Source organism: Corynebacterium sp. 21KM1197 (assembly GCF_033783015.1).
GTDB lineage: Bacteria > Actinomycetota > Actinomycetes > Mycobacteriales > Mycobacteriaceae > Corynebacterium.
Genome location: NZ_CP123907.1, coordinates 1,673,698 through 1,694,031, shown reverse-complemented (window position 1 = coordinate 1,694,031; position 20,334 = coordinate 1,673,698). Strand labels below are relative to the sequence as shown.

20 protein-coding genes are annotated in these 20,334 nt (G+C 64.9%); 19 read left to right on the top strand and 1 reads right to left on the bottom strand.

Annotated features, from left to right (window positions below):
* Positions 1 to 52 precede the first annotated feature (52 nt).
* The 4 genes from OLW90_RS08215 (at position 53) to idi (ending at position 3,966) form a co-directional block, all read left to right on the top strand.
* Positions 53 to 577 carry a hypothetical protein gene (locus OLW90_RS08215; protein ID WP_319649612.1) on the top strand — a complete coding sequence of 175 codons (525 nt, stop codon included), beginning with the start codon at positions 53 to 55 and terminating at the stop codon, positions 575 to 577.
* Between the two features lie 273 nt (positions 578 to 850).
* Positions 851 to 1,543 (top strand): DUF3558 family protein, encoded by a 693-nt coding sequence (locus tag OLW90_RS08210; protein WP_319649611.1) that lies wholly within the window; start codon positions 851 to 853, stop codon positions 1,541 to 1,543.
* A 370-nt stretch (positions 1,544 to 1,913) separates the two neighbouring features.
* Positions 1,914 to 3,359, top strand: coding sequence for a hypothetical protein (locus tag OLW90_RS08205; protein WP_319649610.1), 1,446 nt, complete (start codon positions 1,914 to 1,916; stop codon positions 3,357 to 3,359).
* Between the two features lie 31 nt (positions 3,360 to 3,390).
* Positions 3,391 to 3,966 (top strand): isopentenyl-diphosphate Delta-isomerase, encoded by a 576-nt coding sequence (gene idi / locus OLW90_RS08200; protein ID WP_319649609.1) that lies wholly within the window; start codon positions 3,391 to 3,393, stop codon positions 3,964 to 3,966.
* Positions 3,967 to 3,999: 33 nt separating this feature from the next.
* Here idi and OLW90_RS08195 read toward each other — a convergent pair whose 3' ends face one another.
* On the bottom strand, positions 4,000 to 5,328 hold the full coding sequence (locus tag OLW90_RS08195; RefSeq protein WP_319649608.1) for a carboxylesterase family protein: 1,329 nt from the start codon (positions 5,326 to 5,328) through the stop codon (positions 4,000 to 4,002).
* Between the two features lie 40 nt (positions 5,329 to 5,368).
* On the opposite strand from OLW90_RS08195, the gene OLW90_RS08190 reads away from it, so the two are divergent.
* From OLW90_RS08190 to recO, 15 genes are all read left to right on the top strand, one after another.
* Positions 5,369 to 5,605: a hypothetical protein gene (locus OLW90_RS08190; protein ID WP_319649607.1), complete on the top strand. Its 237-nt coding sequence runs from the start codon at positions 5,369 to 5,371 to the stop codon at positions 5,603 to 5,605.
* The gene (locus OLW90_RS08185) at positions 5,598 to 5,738 is read left to right on the top strand and encodes a hypothetical protein (protein ID WP_319649606.1); all 141 of its coding nucleotides are present in this window, start codon (positions 5,598 to 5,600) and stop codon (positions 5,736 to 5,738) included. The genes OLW90_RS08190 and OLW90_RS08185 overlap by 8 nt, the downstream gene beginning before the upstream one ends.
* Before the next feature lie 267 nt (positions 5,739 to 6,005).
* Complete coding sequence (locus tag OLW90_RS08180) at positions 6,006 to 7,853, top strand: long-chain fatty acid--CoA ligase (protein ID WP_319649605.1); 1,848 nt, start codon at positions 6,006 to 6,008, stop codon at positions 7,851 to 7,853.
* Positions 7,854 to 8,054: 201 nt separating this feature from the next.
* Complete coding sequence (locus OLW90_RS08175; RefSeq protein ID WP_319649604.1) at positions 8,055 to 9,365, top strand: replication-associated recombination protein A; 1,311 nt, start codon at positions 8,055 to 8,057, stop codon at positions 9,363 to 9,365.
* 181 nt (positions 9,366 to 9,546) lie between these two features.
* Positions 9,547 to 10,230, top strand: coding sequence for a hypothetical protein (locus tag OLW90_RS08170; RefSeq protein ID WP_319649603.1), 684 nt, complete (start codon positions 9,547 to 9,549; stop codon positions 10,228 to 10,230).
* A gap of 24 nt (positions 10,231 to 10,254) precedes the next feature.
* Complete coding sequence (hemW, locus tag OLW90_RS08165; protein ID WP_319649602.1) at positions 10,255 to 11,535, top strand: radical SAM family heme chaperone HemW; 1,281 nt, start codon at positions 10,255 to 10,257, stop codon at positions 11,533 to 11,535.
* A gap of 210 nt (positions 11,536 to 11,745) precedes the next feature.
* Positions 11,746 to 12,774: a heat-inducible transcriptional repressor HrcA gene (gene hrcA, locus OLW90_RS08160; protein WP_319649601.1), complete on the top strand. Its 1,029-nt coding sequence runs from the start codon at positions 11,746 to 11,748 to the stop codon at positions 12,772 to 12,774.
* 59 nt (positions 12,775 to 12,833) lie between these two features.
* On the top strand, positions 12,834 to 13,970 hold the full coding sequence (gene dnaJ, locus OLW90_RS08155; protein ID WP_319649600.1) for a molecular chaperone DnaJ: 1,137 nt from the start codon (positions 12,834 to 12,836) through the stop codon (positions 13,968 to 13,970).
* Between the two features lie 36 nt (positions 13,971 to 14,006).
* The gene (locus tag OLW90_RS08150; RefSeq protein ID WP_319649599.1) at positions 14,007 to 14,753 is read left to right on the top strand and encodes a 16S rRNA (uracil(1498)-N(3))-methyltransferase; all 747 of its coding nucleotides are present in this window, start codon (positions 14,007 to 14,009) and stop codon (positions 14,751 to 14,753) included.
* Positions 14,754 to 14,836: 83 nt separating this feature from the next.
* Positions 14,837 to 15,757 (top strand): PhoH family protein, encoded by a 921-nt coding sequence (locus tag OLW90_RS08145; RefSeq protein WP_413464509.1) that lies wholly within the window; start codon positions 14,837 to 14,839, stop codon positions 15,755 to 15,757.
* Positions 15,754 to 16,356, top strand: coding sequence for an rRNA maturation RNase YbeY (gene ybeY, locus OLW90_RS08140; protein ID WP_319649598.1), 603 nt, complete (start codon positions 15,754 to 15,756; stop codon positions 16,354 to 16,356). The genes OLW90_RS08145 and ybeY overlap by 4 nt, the downstream gene beginning before the upstream one ends.
* Positions 16,353 to 17,714, top strand: a complete 1,362-nt coding sequence (locus OLW90_RS08135) for a hemolysin family protein (RefSeq protein WP_319649597.1) — start codon at positions 16,353 to 16,355, stop codon at positions 17,712 to 17,714. The genes ybeY and OLW90_RS08135 overlap by 4 nt, the downstream gene beginning before the upstream one ends.
* Positions 17,715 to 17,719: 5 nt before the next feature.
* Positions 17,720 to 18,568: a pyridoxal kinase PdxY gene (gene pdxY, locus OLW90_RS08130; protein WP_319649596.1), complete on the top strand. Its 849-nt coding sequence runs from the start codon at positions 17,720 to 17,722 to the stop codon at positions 18,566 to 18,568.
* Positions 18,569 to 18,635: 67 nt separating this feature from the next.
* Positions 18,636 to 19,553, top strand: a complete 918-nt coding sequence (gene era / locus OLW90_RS08125; protein ID WP_319649595.1) for a GTPase Era — start codon at positions 18,636 to 18,638, stop codon at positions 19,551 to 19,553.
* The gene (gene recO / locus OLW90_RS08120; protein ID WP_319649594.1) at positions 19,554 to 20,288 is read left to right on the top strand and encodes a DNA repair protein RecO; all 735 of its coding nucleotides are present in this window, start codon (positions 19,554 to 19,556) and stop codon (positions 20,286 to 20,288) included. It abuts the gene before it with no gap.
* The last annotated feature ends 46 nt before the right edge of the window (positions 20,289 to 20,334 follow it).

The window sequence follows — 20,334 nt, the reverse complement described above, 5'->3', positions numbered from 1 at the left end:
ATCGAACGTCGATAAGGCAATACCTCAACGTCAGGAAGGCGCACGGGCCGAAGTGAACAAGAACCGAATCATCGCCCTCGGGGGGCTGGCTTTGGGCTGCACCCTCGCACTTACGGCCTGCTCCCAAGGCAGCGAGGAGCAGGTGGGCGACCCCGAGGGGTCCATCGAGGTGACCACCTCCGAAACCCCCGCCTACCAGCCGCAGGACGTGGACACCATCGTGGCGGAAAGCAAGTGGGAACCCGTGGTGGACACCGGCCTGAACGTGCGCTGGCACATGCAAGGCACCGTGGGCGGCAATGCTGGTGGATCCATCATCACCGTGGAGGTGACCAACCTCAACGACGTAGCCGTGCCCCAGGACGCCATCGGTGACCCGATCCTGACCATCAACGGCGGAACCACCGTGGATCGGCTGGACGCGGAAGCCTCCGGGGTGGCGGGGCAGGACGGGCTGGACCGCCCCCTGGGTGCGCACTCCACCACCAATCTGCGCTACGCCTTTGACGTGGCTCCGGGCAACCTTTATGACGCGGAGTTTGAGATCGGCAACGTGAAGTTTGAGGGGAGCCTCTAGGCGGCTGCTTGTTCTGAGCGGGAGTGCGGGTGCTGCTGGGTGACCGGCGGTGCCCTTTTTTGTGCCTGTGGATTGTACTGGTCTGTGGGCTGTGGTGCCTGGGGGTGTTGGCTAGAGCTATGGGGCGGGGCTGCGGTGTGGGGCGGGGCCGACAGGTTATTTTGCGCGGTGAAAAAATATCTACGGGAACCGAATGGCGCGTGGTGAAGTCTAAGTGAAACGTGGGTGCCGCAAGGAGCGTGGCGCCCACGGCGTTGCTGATCTTTGACTGCGATGGAGGTGCCCGTGATGAGGTGGCCTATGGTGCTCCGCCTATTTTCCTGGCTGTGCGTGTGTGTTCTCGGGGGAGGGGCGTTAGCCGCGTGTTCCTCTGGGGAGCAGGAAGCGATGGAGGCTTCCGACGTCGCTCCGGCGACGGGAAAGGCTCTTGGGAACGCGTCGGCCGGGGAGACAGCGATTGCGGAAAGTGCTCGGGGAGGCGAGGGGGCCTCGGGGAAGAGGCTGCCCTTTGAGGTTGGGGAGTGGGATGTAAATGATCCCAACTTCCGATTCTTTGACCCGTGTACCGAGATACCTGCGCATGTGTTTGCGGCGGCGGGGTTGGGGGAGATGACGGAAGAACCCATGTTGGTGGAGGGGAGTTATTCTACATGCCGATTCCGTATCTCGAAATCTGACGATGAGGTTTCTGGAGATTATGCAATGGTTTATTCCGATCTGGTTCCGCGTAAGGAATATGAGTTTGCTGGAATTTCAGTAATTTCCGGATCTGATTCTGATGGTGTGGAGTTGATTGAAGAGCGTGATATGAAAGGGGAATCATGTTCTACGTCAATGGTGACTGATCGTGGTAGATGGGGTGTTGAAGTTTTCTCTATAGGGGAGTCGGGTATGGAGGATGGATGTAGTGAGGCCCGCGGAATCCACTTTAAAATATTAAGGAATATGGATCATGGAAATGCTTAGTGTAAAGATTGGTAGTTTAAACTCGGCTGTTTCTAAGCTGGAGTTGCTCGCTCGTAGCGCTTCTGAGGCTGCACGAATTGCAACCCGTCCCGCACTCAACGGCAGTTTCTCCGCAGTATCCGGCCTCGACCAGCTGGGTAACCATCACGGAATAGTTCTCATGGGTGGCCCTGGTTCGGCGCGGAGTGTGTTGGAGTCTTACGCGGAGCAGGTGGAGTGGTTGAAAAACGCTCTCCGGGCCAGCGTTCAGGCTCTGACCGAACAGAATGAGGCGTTTGCCCGTAGCCTTGATCGCGCTGATGAGGGCAGTTTGGGCAGCGTGAGCGGCGTGGTTTTCCCGCCCCGCCCGGTTCCTCGGTATGAGCCATTTGTGTTCCCGCCTCCCGTGGTGGGGCCGTCGGGGTCGATTCACCAGTTGGCTGCGGCCTTTGGTGCTACTCAAGTAGGGCAGGCGCATCACGCGGCGGCGTTGTGGGGAAAGATGGCCGCCGGTATTGGCTCGGTGGCGGCGGGTTTGGCGGCGGTCGCCGCTGATCTGCGGGTGCATAATTACGGTGATGTGGTGGATTCCGCTATTAAGCAAGTGATAGAGGTGGCGGATACCGGCAAGGCCTTTGCTCGTAATGCGGCCTTGATGGTGAGTAGCACCATGAATCTCGCTCCCGCGCAGCAGCAGGGTGCGCAATTGGTTTCTTCTATGCAAAGCGCCATTAATGCCATACCGGAGCCGCAGGAAAGGCAGGCGGCGGAGGCTGCTTTTCTTCAGGCGTTCCCGGCGGCCTATACTCCTATGCTGTTGCCGGGTGTGCCGGTGGTGAGGTCTTTGACTGATCCTGCGTTCACGTTGTCTTTGGGGAGCATCATTCCCACGGGTATGGGCGTGACCCCCGGTAGGGGGCATAAACATAATGCCGCTGGTTTGCGTCCCGAGGGAGAGCGGGAATTGCGCAGAATCATCCAGGCGGCTCAGCGCGTGGGGGAGAGTGGAAAGGAAACGTTCGCGGAGGTTCTTTCTCGTACCCCCGTGGTGGGAGAACTCGAATCGGAGGCGGTGGGTACCGTGAGTGCGGCGGCAGGTACCGCCGAGGCATCCATGTCGCCGGTGTCTACGGTGCCGGGTGGCTCGGCGGTATCGAGTCCTGCGGGTTCGGCTGCGCCGTCTCTTCCCCAAGGGGGCAGTGCAACTGCTTCCCCCGTGGTGATGGGCACCCCGGGATTGGGCGGAACAGGCGCAATGGGCACGGCGGGTGCCGGGCGCTTTGGCGAGTCCTCTCAGGTGAAACATGGGGGAGCATATCGTGATTCTTCTGTTCCCCAGCTCAAGGCGGGCGATGTTGCCACTATGGCGTCGTCATGGTCGGCTAGCACCCCCATGGGTGGAGCGATAGCGGGCCGGGGAATGATGCCGCCGCTTGCCGGAACCACTCCCTCTACTACGATGAGCGGCGTGGGCGGTGCCGTCGGTAGTCCCACGGGGCATACCGGCAGTATCCTCCCTGCGGGTATGGGCCTCGGAACGGCCTCCCTCGCTCATGCGCAGAGTGCTCATGCGCAGAATATGGCAGGCACACCTGCCACGATGAGTTCTCGTGCGGGTCTGGGTTCCACGCCCGCAGCGAATGGTCAGGTGACGCGCTCTCAGACCTTGATGGGGCCGATGGCCGGTGCCGCGCATGGCGGCGGGGGACAAGGCTCGCGCAGTAAGAAGATCAAGACCATTACGTCCTCGGTGGAGGAGAATGAGAATCTGCGGGCTTTGTTGGGGGAACGCCCCGCCGTGGTCCCGGGGGTGATTGGCCACTGGGCGCGCGGTTAGGCGAAGCGGGCAGGTGCGGTAGGGTGAGCGCATGATTTCCACGGGTAGTGCTGAGGGCCGGGAACTGGTGATATTGAGCGATGAGGAGGGCAATCCCACGGGCACGGTTCCCAAGGAGAGCGTGCATACGGAGGATACCCCCCTGCACCTGGCGTTTTCCGCCTATCTCGTGGACCCGGAGGGGAGGGTGTTGCTCACTCGTCGGGCGTTATCAAAAAAGACGTGGCCCGGGGTATGGACAAATAGTTTTTGTGGGCACCCCGCTCCGGGTGAGGCCACGGAGGACGCCGTGCGTCGCCGCCTGGAACAGGAGCTGGGAGTTTCTGCCGCACAGATCATGCAGTTGAGTAGGGTGCTCCCGGATTTTCGCTATTGGGCGCGCGATTCCTCGGGTGTGGTGGAAAATGAGATATGCCCGGTGTTTGTGGTTCGGCTCGCCGCGGGGAGTGACCTCCGGCCGTCGCCCGCGGAGGTGGATTCCTGGGAATGGCTGAGGCCCTCGGCCCTCGTGCGCGCGGTGGAGGCGGCACCTGTGGTGTTTTCTCCGTGGCTGGTGGAACAACTTGCGCACTCAGTGCTTCAAGCGGAACTGTTGGGCGTGCACTAGGTAAGTGCACTAGGCAAACAGCACAATAAATACCTACCGCGCTCCTGCCGATTTCCACGGAATGTGGTGGTGGAAGGCAAGGCGAACGGGCTTAAGCGGGTCCTCTGTGGTGTGGAGTTGGCCGGTGGGGGCGTCGTAGATTTTCACTTTGCGCCCGTCGGTGCGTTGATAACGCGGCCAGGCGGGGGTGTCGCCCCGGGCAAAGTCCACCATGATCCGGTGAATGGAGCGCCGTGCGGGGTCGGGGCGGAATACGAGGCGAAGATCGTCGCAGTGCAGCATGGGGTGTTCCTCGTCGCCCTCGTATTGGAGCACCCAGCACTGCGCGGGGGCATTTTCGGCGGTGTCGGAGACCCAGCGCCGGATGGCGGAATCGCTAATGAGCTGCGACATCTCGCGGTGCGGATATACCTTGCGCGCGGATTCCAGGTAGGAGGAGGCGGGTATTTCCAGCCCCATCGCCTTGGCCATCACCCGCACGGCAATGCCACCGCGCCCGCGCTGGTCGAGGCGCTTGACGGCGGGAACGAAGTTAAAGCACTCCTCCCTGGTGCACGTCACCAGCATGGGTATATTGACCAGTTCGTTGGGAGCGAAGGGGCCGGGCCCCAGGGTGAGGTCATAGAAGAACCTGCTCCGAAAGCGTCGGTAGCCCCGGCGCAGCGCGGCGGGGTTCTTGGAGTGCAGCTCGGTGAGGTGCCTGCGGGTGATGGGGGTGAAGATCAGGCGGCGTAGTGTTCCCTTGCGCTTGTCAAAGGTGGTGCGCGGGTAGGCGGGGGACATGGCGATGAGGCGTCGGAAAGCGCCCTGGTAGTGGTCGCGGCGGCTGAGCCAGAGGGCAATGCCCGCGCCGGCGGATTGCCCCACCAGGGTGACGTTGGTGGGGTCGCCGCCAAAGTATTCAATGCAGCGCTGTACCCACTCCAAGCCCCATTGGCAGTCGGCCACCCCGCGGTAGTGGTGGTCCTCGTCATCGCTGAAGTGCGCGAAGCCGGGTAGCCCGGTGCGGTACCCCAGCCGCACCACGATGATTCCGGCCTGGGCCATGGCGGTGCCCTTGGAGTCCTGCTCCTCGTGGTTGCCGGAATCGTAGGAGCCGCCGTGAATGTACACCATCACGGGGAGATCATCGCCAAAGGTGGCACCCGGCGGGGCGGTAATGCTTAAGGCTATGCGCTTGGGGTGGGGCACGGTGGCGTCGATAAGCTGCTCCGGCGTGCCGCGCTTGGGCCGGGAATCCTCGAAGGGGCCGGGGATAGTGCAGAACTGAATCGAGCTGAACTCGGCATGGGTGCGGTGGGCGATCCCACGGAAGCGGCCTTCAGGGGTGCGGATCGTCACGGTGGAGGGCGCGGTAGACATGGTTGAACCATAGCAACTTCGGCGCTCTACGATGGTGGACATGACTGCGTTGTATGACTGGCTTGTGCAAAGCCTGGTGGCGTCACCGCTGGCGCTGCAAATCGCAGTGGTGCTGGGGGTTGCGTTGCCGGCGTGCGCGGTGGCGGCATTATTCTTGCAGCGTGCCGTGGATTTGCTTAGCGACGTCGCGTGTCGGCTGGTTTCGCGCGGGGGTCGGACGGTGCAGGTAGACCAGCCAGAGGAACACAGTGAGAAGGAGCCTCCCCGCGATGCCTAACCCAGAGGAATTGCGTAAGCAAGATCGGAAATTGCCCAAGTCCAAGCGGCGGTATCCCACCTCGTGGGTCACGCAATCGCTGTGGGTGCTGCTGGCATTGGTGCTGGTGGCCTGGTTGATCTCCTTGGTGTAGGCCTGCGGGGTGGCCGGGGTGGAGATAAACCACCCCTGCGAGGTGTCGGAAGTCCCGGGTTAGGGTATTGTGTGTGGAACATCACTGGATATGGGAGTGCTGTGAAGCCCGATATTTCCTGGTGGAAAAACAAAAACGGTCGTGTTGGCCGCGCGATCCCCGGTGAGCAGGTAAGTTTGGGGGAACGCGAAGGCGGACGCGCGGACGAGGCTATCCGGTAGCGGCGCCGTAGCATTATGAATGGCGTCATAGAGCGAGGAGAGTGAGATGGAAACGCAGGAACTCAAGGAGTACACCGTACCGGCGAAGTACGAGGTCAAGGAGGGGGAAACCTGTTTGACCGCGCTCATCGACCAGGCGCGTTCCCGCCCTTACAGCGTGCTCTTTTCCCGCCCCGCTAACTACGAGTGGGTCAATGTCACCGCCACGGAGTTCATCGAGCAGGTCTTTGAGGTGGCCAAGGGCTTGATCGCGGCGGGGGTGGAAAAGGGCGACCGCGTGATCCTGCTCTCTAGCACGCGCTACGAGTGGACGCTCTTTGATTACGCCATCTGGGCGGCGGGCGCGGCCTCCGTTCCCATCTATCCCTCCTCCTCCATGAGCCAGGTGGAGTGGATTGTGGAGGACTCCGGCGCGGTGCTTGCCATCACGGAAACCCAGTCGCACACGGAGATGATGAACCACCTGGTGCTGGACGAGGACGGCAACCCCATGCTGTCCGGCTCTACCTCCAGGCTCACCCGCGTGCTGGAGATCAACGCCTCCGCCGTGGAGACACTGCGCTTTGAGGGGCGCGACATCACCGATGAGCAGGTGTGGGAGCGCATCAAGAACACCAAGAGCAGCGACCTTGCCTCCCTGGTGTACACCTCCGGCACCACGGGCCGCCCCAAGGGCTGCATTCATACTCACTACGCCTGGTTGAGCGAGGTACGTGCCCTGCTCACCAACCCCATCGGAGCATTTGCCGCGCCCGGCCGCCGAGTGCTCACCTACCTGCCACTCGCGCACGTGCTGGCTCGTGCGGTGAGCCTGGCGGTGTCCATCGCCGGTGCCACCCAATCGCATTGGCCCGATCCCTCCACGCTCACCGTGGAGTTGCAGCGTTCCCGCCCCAATCTCCTGTTGGGCGTGCCGCGCGTGTTTGAAAAGGTACGCAACGCCGCTGCAAGCCAGGCCGCGGCCAAGGGCGCCGTGGGTTCGGCGATCTTCCGCCGCGCGGAAAAGGTTGCCATTGAGTACTCCCGGGCTCTGGATACCCCGGAGGGGCCCACGCGCTTCCTGGATACCCAGCGCCGCCTTTATGAGCGTTTGGTGTACTCCAAGCTCAAGGCGGCCATCGGCGGCGAGGTGGGCTACTGCATCACGGGTGGTTCCCCGATGAGCCACGATCTGCTGCACTTCTTCCGGGGCGTGGGCGTGCCGGTGTACGAGGGCTATGGCCTGACCGAGACCTGTGCCGCCGCTGCCGTGGACTTTGAGGATCAAAAGATCGGCACGGTGGGTAAACCCGTGGGCGGCATGGCCGTGAAGATCAGCGAGGACGGCGAGATCCTGTTCCGTGGTAGCACGCTGTTTTCCGGCTACTGGAATAACGAGGAAGCCACGCGACAGGCCTTCGATGAGGAGGGCTGGTACAACACCGGCGATCTGGGTGAGCTGGACTCCACCGGACATGTTCGTATCACCGGGCGTAAGAAGGACCTCATCGTTACCGCGGGTGGCAAGAACGTCTCCCCGGCCCCGATGGAGGATCTGCTGCGCTCGCACCCGCTGATTAGCCAGGCGATGGTGGTGGGTGACGGCAAGCCCTTCATCGGCGTGCTGCTCACTCTTGACGAGGAGGAACTGTCCCGCTGGAAGCACGGGCGCAACATTCCTGAGTCCCGCTCGATCCGTGAGGTGTCCACCGATCCGGTGCTGCGCGCGGAGATTCAGGATGCGATCAATACCGCCAATGCCACGGTGTCCCACGCGGAGGGGATCAAGAAGTTCTACATTCTTGACCGCGACCTCACCGAGGAGGCTAACGAGCTGACCCCCACGATGAAGGTGAAGCGCAATGTGGTGACGGAGCGCTACGCCGAGGAGATTGATCGCATCTACCGGCGATAGGCGGGGATAGACGGGGGATAAGGGCGGCGGCCCGGTGAGGCATGGAGAGCACCGGGACGCCGCCCTTTACCGGCTTGCGCCCGTGGGGCGACGCGAGGAGCTGACACGAGGACCCCGGCGCGAGAGCCCCGGCGCGCGGGTTTCGGAGGTAGCGTGGATGCCTTAAACCACGCGCAGGAACCCGGCGGAGGAGCACTGGTGATGAACGCAGATCAGCAATCGCTGTTTGAGGAAGATGATCGGTCGCGTCCACTGGCGGATCGCCTCCGGCCGAGCGCGCTTAGCGAGGTGGTGGGGCAGGATCATCTTCTTGCCGGCGATGCCCCGATCGGGCGAATGATCGCGCAGCGTCGGCTCGTCTCGATGGTGCTGTGGGGGCCGCCCGGGTGCGGCAAGACCACGATCTCTCGGCTGCTCGCTAAGCAAACGGACCTAGCGTTTGAGTCTCTCTCCGCGATGTCTACCGGGGCGGCGGATTTGCGCAAGGTATTTCAGGCGGCCTTGAGGCGTAAAGAGATGGGGCAGGGCACCCTGCTCTTTGTCGATGAGATACACCGTTTCAACCGCGCGCAGCAGGACCTGTTCTTGCCCTATGTGGAAAACGGCACCATCGTCCTCGTGGGCGCCACCACGGAGAACCCGAGTTTTGAACTCAATGGCGCATTGCTATCGCGGTGCCAGGTATTCGTGCTCAAGCGCCTTGGCGAGGAGGCCTTTGCCACGCTCATCGAGCGCGCCGAGAGTCTCTTAGGCGGGCCTCTTCCGCTCGACGAGGACGCCCGGGAACTGCTCGTGGCAATGGCGGATGGTGATGGCCGGTATCTGCTCAACATGATCGAGCAGGTGCAAGCCTTGCCGCGTCCCGTCGATAGGGCCGCGCTCGCGGCGGCGGTGCAAAAGCGCGCTCCGCTGTATGACAAATCCCAGGAGGGGCATTACAACCTCATCTCGGCGCTGCACAAAGCAATGCGCGGCTCCGATCCCGACGCCGCCTTGTATTGGCTTTCCCGAATGCTCCTCGGGGGAGAGGACCCCTTATTTATCGCTCGGCGCATCACTCGCTTTGCCAACGAGGATATTGGGCTGGCGGACCCGCACGCGGTGCAACAGGCCCTGGCCGCCTGGGACGTATATGAGCGCCTCGGCTCCCCGGATGGGGAGATCGCCCTTGCTCAGGCGGTGGTGTATCTGGCCACGGCACCTAAATCCATCGGTGTGTACTCGGCCTTTAATAAGGCGTGGAAGGTTGCCCAACGCACGGGCTCTCTCATGCCCCCGGCGCATATTCTTAATGCCCCCACCCGCTTGATGAAGGACCTCGGATACGGCAAGGGATACCAGTACGATCCCGATACCGAGCGGGGCTTCTCCGGGGCGAATTACTTTCCCGAGGGCATGGAGCGGGAGACATTCTATGAGCCAGCCGACCTTGGATATGAACGCACGATCGGAAAGCGGCTTGAATACTGGGCGCAACTGCGCGCCGAGAGCCAGGATAACCCCGAGCGGTAGCGCATGCCTGCGGTAGGGAGGGCGTCGAAAAGCGTCGCGGTAAGGCCCGGAAAGCGGAAGGCACCCGCGCACGGCGTGCCGCGCGAGCAAGGGGGGATTCGTGGCCTAGAGTCATTCCCGTTGCCAACCCTCAAGTAGCCCTTGAGTCCTGAGAATCGTGCGGAAGGAGTAGCCCACCACCATGCATCGCATTGCCGCTGAGCTGCGCCACCGCGAACTCACCCAGGAACTCTATGACATCGGCGATGAGGTGGCGGAATACATCGAGCACATCGCGCAGGCCATCGCGGACTGGGACGCGGAACTGGTGCAGGATTGCCTCGCGGAGTTTGAGGAGATCGTGGCGGACGCGCGGCTAGATTCGCGCGTGGCGCTGGGGGAACTCACCGGCCTGCGCCAGGCGCTCACCTCGGGCCTGCGCTCCGGGAGGCTCAGCGCTCGCCCGCAGCCGCAGCCGGGTGCCGAGCCCGCGCACATCGATGCCTCCGTCCTGCGCGCCCTGCACCCGCTGGAATCCTCCCCGGTGATCGTGGCGGAACTGGCCGGTGCGCTCGATTCCCGCACGGAGTCCGTCCAGACTGCCCTGGCGGAGGTGGTGGACTGGGTGCTGGAAAGCACCGACGTGGCCGCCAACGATCTTGAGGCGCTGAGTCTCCCGCACTTTTACTCCCGCGTGCGCCGATTGGTTTTGGCCGCCACCGAGGGCTGGCTGGAGTGCGTGGCCCACGCGCACCCGGCCTATGCGCGGGCCAAGCGGGGCAATAATCCCCCCGAGTTCCTGGCCGAGCGGGCCCGGATTAGCGCCGTGGTGGCGCGGGTGGCCCAGCGCAGGCAGCAAGCTGCGGGGTCGGGAGCGGCGAGTTAAACGCCCTGGCCTAGGGTAGTGCCCATGAACCAGGACGATCCCTTTGGCGTGTACGTGCACGTGCCCTTTTGCGCCACGCGCTGCGGCTACTGCGACTTCAACACCTACACCCCCGGGGAGCTGGGCACCTCGGCCTCCCCGGAGAGTTACCTGGACGCCCTGGAAAAGGAACTAGACCTTGCCGCGCGCTCCCTTGCGGAGCGCGGACTGGCGCGCCCGGCGCAGACGGTGTTCGTGGGTGGCGGCACCCCCTCCCTGCTGGGGGCGGAGGGGCTTAGCCGCCTGCTCGCGGCGGTGCGGGGTTCCTTTGGCATCGAGGCCGGGGCGGAGGTCACCACGGAATCCAACCCGGAATCCACCTCCCCGGAGTTCTTTGCGGGGCTGCTGGAGGCGGGTTTTACCAGGGTGTCTTTGGGAATGCAGTCCGCCGCCCCGCACGTGCTGGCCATCCTGGAGCGGCGTCATACCCCGGGGCGCGCGGTGCAGGCGGCGCGTGAGGCACTGGCGGCGGGCTTCGAGCACGTGAACCTGGACATGATCTACGGCACCCCCACGGAGACGGACGCGGACGTGCGGGCCACCCTGGAGGCCATCGTGGGGGCAGGGGTGGATCACGTTTCCGCCTATTCCCTCATCGTGGAGGACGGCACCCGCATGGCGCGCAAGGTGCGCCGGGGCGAACTGCCCGCCCCGCAGGATGACGTACTGGCCACCCGCTACGAGATGATCGACTCCTACCTGCGCGAGGCGGGCATGGAATGGTACGAGGTTTCCAACTGGGCGCGCCCTGGCGGGGAGTGCCGCCACAACGAGATCTACTGGCTCAACGGCCAGTGGTGGGGGGCGGGGCCGGGGGCGCACTCCCATATCGACGGCGAGCGTTTTTATCACCTCAAGCACCCGGCCACCTATGCGCGCGCGGTGGCGGAGGGGCGGCTGCCCCTGAAAGAAAGCGAGCGGCTGACCGAGCAGGATCAGCGCACCGAGCGCCTCATGCTGGGACTACGCATGCGCCGGGGAGTGCCCGCCGGGTGGATCGCGCCCCAGGCGTGGCCGGTGGCGGAGGATTATTTGCGGCGCGGCCTGTTGCGGCTCCTCCCGGAGGAGGGCGAGGACGGGCTGGGCGAGCGACTGGCGACGCCGCTATCTGGCCCCGCCAGCGCCAGCCCGGAGGACGCAGCGGCCGACGGCGCGGCACTCGCCACGGTGCGGTCCCAGCGGCGCGTGGCGGTGACCGAGGCCGGGCGGCTCTTTGCCGATGGAATCGTGGCGGACCTGCTGGTGGCGGAGGAGACGGCGAGGTAAGCAGGCCGGGGCGAGGCCGAGGTGTTGGTAAGCCGAGGGGAGAGGGCGGCCCCGGTGGCGGCGAACACCGCAAAACCCTCGGCCATGAACCGGAAGCCGCTGGCGGGAAACTCCTGGAAGAACCTCCCGGTCATTACGTAGACTATTTTCCGGAAGAACCCCACGCGGGGAGAAAACCGCAGCGGAAGCGATCACGGAGGTGCGAAGAACATGGCCGGTGCCACCGATCAGCGCCGCCGCGAGGTGCTGCGCGCCATCGTGGCGGATTACATTGCCTCGCAGGAGCCGGTGGGCTCCAAGGCACTGCTGGAACGCCACAAACTCAACGTCTCCTCCGCCACCATTCGTAATGACATGGCGGTGCTGGAATCGGAGGGTTATATCCAGCAGCAGCACGCCAGTTCCGGGCGTATTCCCACGGAAAAGGGGTACCGGAAGTTTGTGGATTCCATTCATGAACTCGCGCCCCTCTCCGCCCCGGAGCGCCGCGCCATCTTGAACTTCCTGGAAGCGGGCATTGATCTGGAGGATGTGCTGCGACGCTCCGTGCAGTTGCTCAGCCAACTCACCCGCCAGGTGGCGATGGTGCAGTTACCCACGCTCACGGTGTCCAAGATCAAGCACTGCGAGGTGGTGGCGCTCTCCCCGGTGCGGCTGCTGTTGGTGCTCATCACCGATACCGGGCGGGTGGAGCAGCGCAACGTGGCCCTAGACGAGCCGGTGAGCGAGGATCAGGTGGCGCGTTTGCGGCACACGCTCAATGCTGTGCTGGAGGGGCAGAAGTTCGCGGAGGCCTCCGTGCGGTTGAGCGACCTCATGCTTCAGGGCCCGGACGATCTGCGCGGGGTGCTCACCCGCACCTGCACCGTGCTCATTGAAACGCTGGTGGAACAGCCCACCGATCGCCTCATCCTGGCTGGCACTTCGCACCTGACCCGCATGTCCTATGACCTCCCGGAGAACCTGCCGATGGTGCTGGACGCCTTGGAGGAGCAGGTGGTGGTGCTGCGCCTGCTTGCCGATGCCCCCGAACTCGGCTACGTCAATGTGCGCATTGGCGGGGAGAATGAGAACGAGGAGTTCCACGGGGCGTCGGTAGTCACCACCGCCTACGGTGCGGACGGCGCCTCCCTGGGTGGCCTGGGCGTGGTGGGGCCCACGTACATGGATTACACGGGCACGATGTCCAAGGTCTCGGCGGTGGCGAGGTACGTCAGCAGGGTGCTCGCGGTCAAGTAGGGGCGCTATTACACTGTCTCGGGTATGTACTGGCACCGACTAGGAAGCACCGTATAACTGTGGCTCGTGATTACTACGGCATTTTGGGCGTAAGTTCCTCCGCGACGGATCAGGAGATTAAAAAGGCCTATCGTTCCCTCGCTAGGAAGTATCACCCGGATGTGAATCCCTCGGAGGAGGCGGCGGAGAAGTTCAAGGAGGTCTCCACCGCCTATGAGGTATTAACGGATCCAGAAAAGCGGCGGATCGTGGACATGGGCGGGGATCCCCTGGCCCAGGGCGGGCAGCCCGGCCCCGGTGCGGGCGGTTTTGCCGGTGGCGGCCTGGGCGATATTTTCGAGGCATTCTTTGGCGGCGGGGCCGCCTCCCGGGGCCCGCGTTCGCGCGTGCAGCCGGGCAATGATGCCCTGCTGCGCATGGATATTAGCCTGGAGGATGCCTACGCGGGCGTGCGCCGCGAGGTCACGGTGGATACCGCCATCCTGTGCGATCGCTGCGAGGGGTCCGGCTCGGAGTCCAAGGCTCAGGCCGTGACCTGCGAGCGGTGTCACGGCATGGGCGAGGTACAGGAGGTGCAGCGCTCCTTCCTGGGCAACGTGATGACCACCCGCGAGTGTTCTACCTGCCACGGCTACGGCGAGATTATTCAGGATCCCTGCCACAAGTGCGATGGGGAGGGACGGGTGCGTTCGCGCCGGGATCTGACGGTGGCGGTGCCCGCCGGTATCTCCAGCGGTATGCGTATCCGCATGTCTGGGGCGGGCGAGGTGGGCCACGGCGGTGGCCCGGCCGGTGACCTATACGTGGAGGTGGCCACCCGCGAGCACCCCGTGTTCGAGCGCGAGGGCGATGACCTACACCTGACGCTGAGAGTGCCCATGGTCGATGCGGCCCTGGGCACCACCGTGAATATCCAAGGCCTTGACGGACAGGAGCGGGAACTCACCATCGAGCCCGGTACCCAGCCCGCCGCCCGCCTGCGCATTGATGAGGCCGGTATGCCGCACCTGCGCCGCGAGGGCCACGGGGACATGCTGGCGCACATCGACGTGGTGGTGCCCACCGACCTCGATGAGCGCACCCGCTCCCTGCTCACGGAGATGCGCGATCATTGCCGCGATTCCGCCTCGGTGCAGCGCAGCGATGACGCGGAGGAGAGCTTGTTCAGCCGCCTGCGCAATAAGTTCCGCAAGTAGAGCAGTAGGACACACGAGATATAGGCGAAGCAGCAGATGTCCCTTCCCGTTTTCCTCTGCGAGGCGCTGAGCGCCGAGACCCTGCCCGGCACCACGTTGGGGCTCGATGGCCCCGAGGGCCGCCACGCGGTGACCGTGAAGCGCATCCGCGTAGGTGAGCGCGTGGAACTGGTGGATACCCGTGGGGTACGCGCCGTGGCGGTGGTGCGCGCCGTGGAGGGCAAGACCAGCCTGCGCGCGGAGGTGGAAAGCCTCGCGGTGGAGGAGCCACCGCGCCCCAGGGTCACGGTGGTGCAGGCGCTGCCCAAGGCCGAGCGCTCGGAGTTGGCGATCGACCTTGCCACCCAGGCCGGGGCCGATGCCTTTGTGCCCTGGCAGGCGGAGCGCTGCGTGGCCCGGTGGGCGGGGACCAAGGAGAAGAAGGGCCGGGAGAAGTGGCAGGCCGCCGCCCGGGAGGCGGCCAAGCAGGCGCGCCGCGCGCGGGTTCCCGAGGTGGCCGCCCCGGTGGACACGGCGGGGCTGATCGACCTGCTGCGCGCCGAGCCGGAGGCGAGGGCGTTGCTGCTGCACGAGGCGGCCGCTAGCCCGCTGGCCGAGTGCGATCTTGACGCCGAGCACCTTTACCTCATCGTGGGCCCGGAGGGCGGTATCGGTGAGGAGGAGGCCGAGCGATTGCGCCGGGCCGGGGCGGTGCCCGTGCGGCTGGGGCCGGAGGTCTTGCGCACGGCGAGCGCGGCGATGGTGGGTCTTGCCGCCCTCGGGGTGCTCACCTCCCGCTGGTAGGCTAGTGCGCCGTGGCAGGAACTACGCAGAAGCAGAGGCAACCCGTGGCCGTGGTCACGGCAAGGATCAGCCTGGATGACGCCGTGGCTCCGTACGTGCTGGGGATCAACGATCAACACATACGGGTGCTCAGCGATCTGATCGACTGCGATTTCTTTGCGCGCGGCAACGAGGTGAGCCTTACCGGCCCCGGGCCCGAGGTGCAGCGCGCCAAGCGCGCCCTGGCGGAGTTGCAGGCCACCGCGCGGCGCGGGGTGGTGATTACCCCCGATAGCGTGCGGCATACGGTGGCGATCGTGTCCGCCGAGGCCCCGGAGTCCGCGGCGCAGTTGGCGGGCGCGGAGATCGTGGCGCGCCGGGGCAAGGTGATTCGCCCCAAGACCCTGGGGCAGAAAGCCTACGTGGACGCGATTGACGCCCACACCATCACCTTTGGTATCGGCCCCGCGGGTTCCGGCAAGACCTATTTGGCGATGGCCAAGGCCGTGCAGGCGCTGCAAGCCAAGGAGGTCAATCGCATCATCCTGACCCGGCCTGCGGTGGAGGCCGGGGAGAAGTTGGGCTTTCTGCCCGGCACGCTGGGGGAGAAGATCGACCCGTACCTGCGGCCCTTGCACGACGCGCTGCGGGACATGGTGGAGCCGGAGACGATCCCCAAGCTCATGGAGGCCGGGATCATCGAGGTAGCCCCGCTGGCGTACATGCGCGGGCGCACGCTGAGCAATTCCTTTGTGATCCTGGACGAGGCGCAGAACACCACCCGCGAGCAGATGAAGATGTTTCTCACCCGCCTGGGCTTTGGTTCCACGATGGTGGTCACCGGCGACGTCACCCAGGTGGATCTTCCCGGCGGGCAGCGTTCCGGCCTGCGCGGGGTGCGCGAGATTCTGCGCGGGGTGCCGGACGTGTACTTCGCGGAACTCGGCAGCGCGGACGTGGTGCGGCACGCCCTGGTGGGCAAGATCGTGGAGGCATATCAGGAGTATGAGGAAGGGCAGCGATGAGCATTGAGGTATTCAACGAGTCCGGCTATCCGGGGGTCAATGAGGAGATGCTTATCGACGTCGCCTCCTTCACCCTGGGGCGCATGGACATTCACCCGGACGCGGAACTCACCATCACGATCGTGGATCTAGAGACCATCGCGGATCTGCACGTGCGGTGGATGGACCTGGAAGGCCCCACCGACGTGATGAGTTTCCCGATGGACGAACTCACCCCCGGACAGCGCGGGCAGCGCCCGGACGCCACCGATCCCGGCCCGCAGATGCTGGGTGATATTGTCCTGTGCCCGGAGTTTGCGCTGCGCCAGGCGGAGGTGGCCGGGCACGGCCTGGATCACGAACTCGCCCTGCTCACCACGCACGGCTGCCTGCACCTGCTGGGTTACGATCACGCCACGGCGGCCGAGGAGCGCGAGATGTTCGCCCTCCAAAATGATCTGCTCGCGGACTGGTACGATGATGTCTCCGCGCGCGGGGTGGAATACCAGCCCAAGCCCAGCGGCGCGGGGGCCTTTCCCACGGCCGCCGATAGGGCCGCCCTGGACGAGCAGGTGCCGGGCGGCGGGATTCCCGCGATCGGGGAGCCCAAGAACCCATGACCCCGCTCTTTCTTGCCTGCGCCACCCTAGTCTCCCTGATCTTCGCGGGATTGCTGGGCACCGTCGAGTCCGCCGTTTCCTCCATCTCCCGCGCACGGGTGGAACAACTGGTGCAGGAGGAGCGGCCGGGGGCGCGTCGATTGCTCGCCGTGCTGGAACGCCGGGCAGATCACATCAACCTCCTGGTGCTGCTGCACACGCTTCTCGACGCCGCTGCGGCGGTATTCGCGGCGTCGCTTGCCTTTAGCCTCATCGACTCGCAGGCCTGGGCCTTTGCCGCTGCCATCGGAGGGGTCACCCTGGTGAGCTTCGTGGTGGTGGGGGTGTTTTCCCGCACGGCCGGGCGGCAGAACCCGTATTCCATTTCCCTGCGGGCGGCGGTGTTACTGGGTGCGGTGGGCACGGTGCTCGGCCCGGTGACGCGCCTGCTCATTGCGATGGGCAACGCCCTGGCCCCCGGGCGCGGTTTCCGCGATGGCCCTTATGCCACCGAGGTGGAACTGCGCGAGATGGTGGACATGGCCCAGGAACACGGCGTGGTGGAGGTGGAAGAACGCCGCATGATTCAGAACATCTTTGACCTGGCCTCCACCACCGCGCGGCAGGTAATGGTTCCCCGCCCGGAGATGATCTGGATTGAGGGGACAAAAACCGCCGGGCAGGCCACCACCCTGTGCGTGCGCTCGGGCCATTCCCGGATTCCCGTGGTGGGAGAGAACATTGATGACATCGTGGGCGTGGTCTACCTCAAGGACCTGGTGGCGCGGACCTATCACATGAGCGATGGGGGCCGCTCGGTGAAGGTGGCGGATGTCATGCGCGATGCGGTGTTTATCCCGGACTCCAAGCCGCTGGACGCCACCCTGCACGACATGCAGCGCGACCACAATCACCTGGCAATGCTGGTGGACGAGTACGGCGGCATAGCCGGCATGATTTCCATGGAGGATGTGCTGGAGGAGATCGTGGGCGAGATCACCGATGAGTATGACGGCACCGAGGAGGTGCCCATCGAGAAGATCGGCCCGCGCACCTTCCGCGTGGTGGCGCGCGTATCCCTCGATGACCTCGAAGAGGAGGTGCACGAGCAGTTGGGCGAGAAGCTGGACTTTGACGAGGAAACCCGCGATCAGGTGGATACCATCGCGGGCCTGGTGGCCTACGGCATGGGCCGGGTACCGCTGCCCGGTTCCACCGTGGAGGTATCGGGCCTGCGGCTGCGCACCGAGGGCGGGCACGACCGTCGGGGCCGCGTGAGGGTGCGGCACGTGGTGGTGGAGGTGCCCGACCCCGAGGCGGAGGCCAGCCCGGATACCGGGGGCGAGGTTGGCACCGAGGGCGGCCATACCGCACGATAGAGGGCATGAATATCCTCTCTATCCAGTCCGCCGTGGCCTATGGGCACGTGGGTAACTCCGCAGCGGTCTTTCCTCTGCAACGCCTGGGCCACGAGGTCTGGCCGGTGTACACCGTGAACTTTTCCAACCACACCGGCTACGGCTCCTGGCGCGGCCCGGTGATCCCGGCCGAGCAGGTGGCCGAGGTGATCGAGGGCATGGCGGAGCGCGGGGCCCTGAGCCGGGTGGACGCGGTGCTGTCCGGCTACCAGGGCGGGGCGGATATTGCCCAGGTGATCGTGGACGCGGTGGCCAGGGTCAAGGAGGCCAATCCCCAGGCGGTGTATGCCTGCGATCCCGTGATGGGTAACGCCAAGTCCGGCTGCCACGTGGATGATGCCATCCCGCCGCTGCTGCGGGATCTGGTGGTACCGGCGGCGGACATCATCACCCCCAATCAGTTTGAGTTGGGCTACCTCACCGGGCGCGAGGCCCATGACCTCGATTCCACCCTCGCGGCGGTGGCCGCCGCCCGCGCGATGGGCCCGCGCACTGTGCTGGTGACCTCCGTGGAGCGCCCGGATCGACCGCAGGACACCATTGAGATGATGGCGGTGGACGATCGCGGCGCGTGGCTGGTGCAGACCCCGCATCTGCCGTTTAAGCGCAACGGCTCGGGCGATGTGGCGGCCGCCCTGTTCACCGGGCACTACGCGGCTTCCGGGGACGCGCGCCAGGCGCTGGAGGCTACAGCGTCGAGCGTGTTCGACCTGCTGCGGGTGACCTATGAGGCGCAGAGCCAGGAATTGGAACTGGTGGCCGCGCAGGATTACTATGCCCAGCCCCGGTGTCAGTTCGAGGTGCGGGCGCTCTAGCGGCCTATATTGTTATGCAGAATTGTTATGCAGGTGACCGCCGCCGGGTGATGCTTGAAGGAGATAGGTGAGCTTTGCAGATACCCCCGAGGGCTTTCGCTCCGGGTTCTTGAGTTTTGTGGGACGGCCCAACACGGGCAAGTCCACCCTGACCAATGCGCTGGTGGGGGAGAAGATCGCCATTACCGCCGATCAGCCGGAAACCACGCGCCACCCCATCAGGGGAATCGTGCATCGCGAGGATGCGCAGATCGTGGTGGTGGACACCCCCGGCCTGCACCGCCCGCGCACCCTGCTGGGCGAGCGCCTCAATGCGGCGGTGAAGGACACCTACGCGGACGTGGACGTGATCGGCCTGACCGTCCCGGCGAATGAGAAGATTGGCCCCGGTGATCGCTGGATCCTCGACAACGTGCGCTCCGTGGCTCCGCGCACCCCGATCGTGGGGGTGGTGACCAAGATCGATGCGGTGTCCAAGGACCAGGTGGGCGCGCAGTTGCTGGCCCTGCACGAACTGTTGGGCGAGGACTCCGAGGTGGTGCCCGTTTCCGCCACCGACGGCCTGCAACTCGATGTGCTCAGTGAGGTCATCACCTCCTACCTGCCGGAGGGCCCCAAGCTGTACCCGGACGATCACGTCACCGACGATGACCGCGATACCCGCATCGCGGAACTCATCCGAGAGGCCGCGCTTTCTGGCCTCAAGGATGAATTGCCGCACTCCGTGGCCGTGGAGGTCGATGAGATTCTGCCCAACGAGGAGCGCGAGGGCGTGCTGGACGTGCACGCCATCATCTACGTGGAGCGCCCTGGGCAAAAGGACATCATCACCGGCTATAAGGGCCGCCGCATGGGCCGGATTATCCATAACTCCCGCAAGTCCATCATGGAGTTGCTGGGCCAGAACATCTACCTGGATCTGCGGATCAAGGTGCTCAAGAACTGGCAGTCCGACCCCAAGGCCCTGGGGAGGTTGGGCTTCTAGGTGCGCAGGCCCAGTTACCGCGATCACGCCGTGGTGGTGCGCACCTATGACTTCGGTGAGGCCGACCGTGTGGTGGTGCTGCTGACCAGGGGCCACGGCCTGGTGCGTGCCGTGGCCAAGGGGGTGCGCCGCTCCAAGTCCCGCTTTGGCTCCCGGGTGCAGCTCTTTGTTCACCTGGACGTGCACCTGTATCCCGGCCGCAACCTCGCCACGCTCACCGGCGCGGACACGGTGGCCTATTACGCCTCCGGGATCATCGAGGATTACGCCCGCTACACCGCCGCCTGCGCGGTGGTCAATTGCGCGGAGCGGCTGTGCGTGGCGGAAACAGGGGAGGACCCCTTCCTCTTTGATGCGGTGGTGGAAACCCTCGCCGCCATGCAGCAGGACCCCAAGCCCGAGACCTGCCTGGATGCCTTTCTGCTGCGCGCGATGGGCCATTCCGGGTGGGCACCCAGCCTCTTTGCCTGCGCCCAGTGCGGCGAGGCCGGCCCCCATCACGCCTTTCACCCCCGCGCCGGCGGGGCGGTGTGCGTGCGCTGTCGCCCGCCCGGCTCGGCGGATATTCCCGCCGAAACCCTCCACGCCATGTGGCTCTTGCAACAGGGGCACCGCCAGGCGGCAGAGGAGATCATGGAGCGCCACGACCTCCACGAGCGGGTGCACCGGCTCACCAGCGTGCACCTGCAATATCACCTGGAACAACGGATCACCACGCTTTTGCCCTCGGGCTAAGCAGGCCTAACCCGCCCGATGTCGCAGGGTGATACCGCCGGGGCGT

Excerpts from the sequence above, each read along its gene's own strand:
- OLW90_RS08175 (WP_319649604.1), top strand. The coding sequence starts at position 8,055 with ATGAACGCAGATCAGCAATCGCTGTTTGAGGAAGATGATCGGTCGCGT.
- idi (WP_319649609.1), top strand. The coding sequence starts at position 3,391 with ATGATTTCCACGGGTAGTGCTGAGGGCCGGGAACTGGTGATATTGAGC.
- OLW90_RS08180 (WP_319649605.1), top strand. The coding sequence starts at position 6,006 with ATGGAAACGCAGGAACTCAAGGAGTACACCGTACCGGCGAAGTACGAG.
- OLW90_RS08190 (WP_319649607.1), top strand. The coding sequence starts at position 5,369 with ATGACTGCGTTGTATGACTGGCTTGTGCAAAGCCTGGTGGCGTCACCG.
- OLW90_RS08195 (WP_319649608.1), bottom strand. The coding sequence starts at position 5,328 with ATGTCTACCGCGCCCTCCACCGTGACGATCCGCACCCCTGAAGGCCGC.
- OLW90_RS08150 (WP_319649599.1), top strand. The coding sequence starts at position 14,007 with ATGTCCCTTCCCGTTTTCCTCTGCGAGGCGCTGAGCGCCGAGACCCTG.
- hrcA (WP_319649601.1), top strand. The coding sequence starts at position 11,746 with ATGGCCGGTGCCACCGATCAGCGCCGCCGCGAGGTGCTGCGCGCCATC.
- OLW90_RS08170 (WP_319649603.1), top strand. The coding sequence starts at position 9,547 with ATGCATCGCATTGCCGCTGAGCTGCGCCACCGCGAACTCACCCAGGAA.
- OLW90_RS08135 (WP_319649597.1), top strand. The coding sequence starts at position 16,353 with ATGACCCCGCTCTTTCTTGCCTGCGCCACCCTAGTCTCCCTGATCTTC.
- ybeY (WP_319649598.1), top strand. The coding sequence starts at position 15,754 with ATGAGCATTGAGGTATTCAACGAGTCCGGCTATCCGGGGGTCAATGAG.
- OLW90_RS08210 (WP_319649611.1), top strand. The coding sequence starts at position 851 with ATGGAGGTGCCCGTGATGAGGTGGCCTATGGTGCTCCGCCTATTTTCC.
- OLW90_RS08185 (WP_319649606.1), top strand. The coding sequence starts at position 5,598 with ATGCCTAACCCAGAGGAATTGCGTAAGCAAGATCGGAAATTGCCCAAG.
- pdxY (WP_319649596.1), top strand. The coding sequence starts at position 17,720 with ATGAATATCCTCTCTATCCAGTCCGCCGTGGCCTATGGGCACGTGGGT.
- hemW (WP_319649602.1), top strand. The coding sequence starts at position 10,255 with ATGAACCAGGACGATCCCTTTGGCGTGTACGTGCACGTGCCCTTTTGC.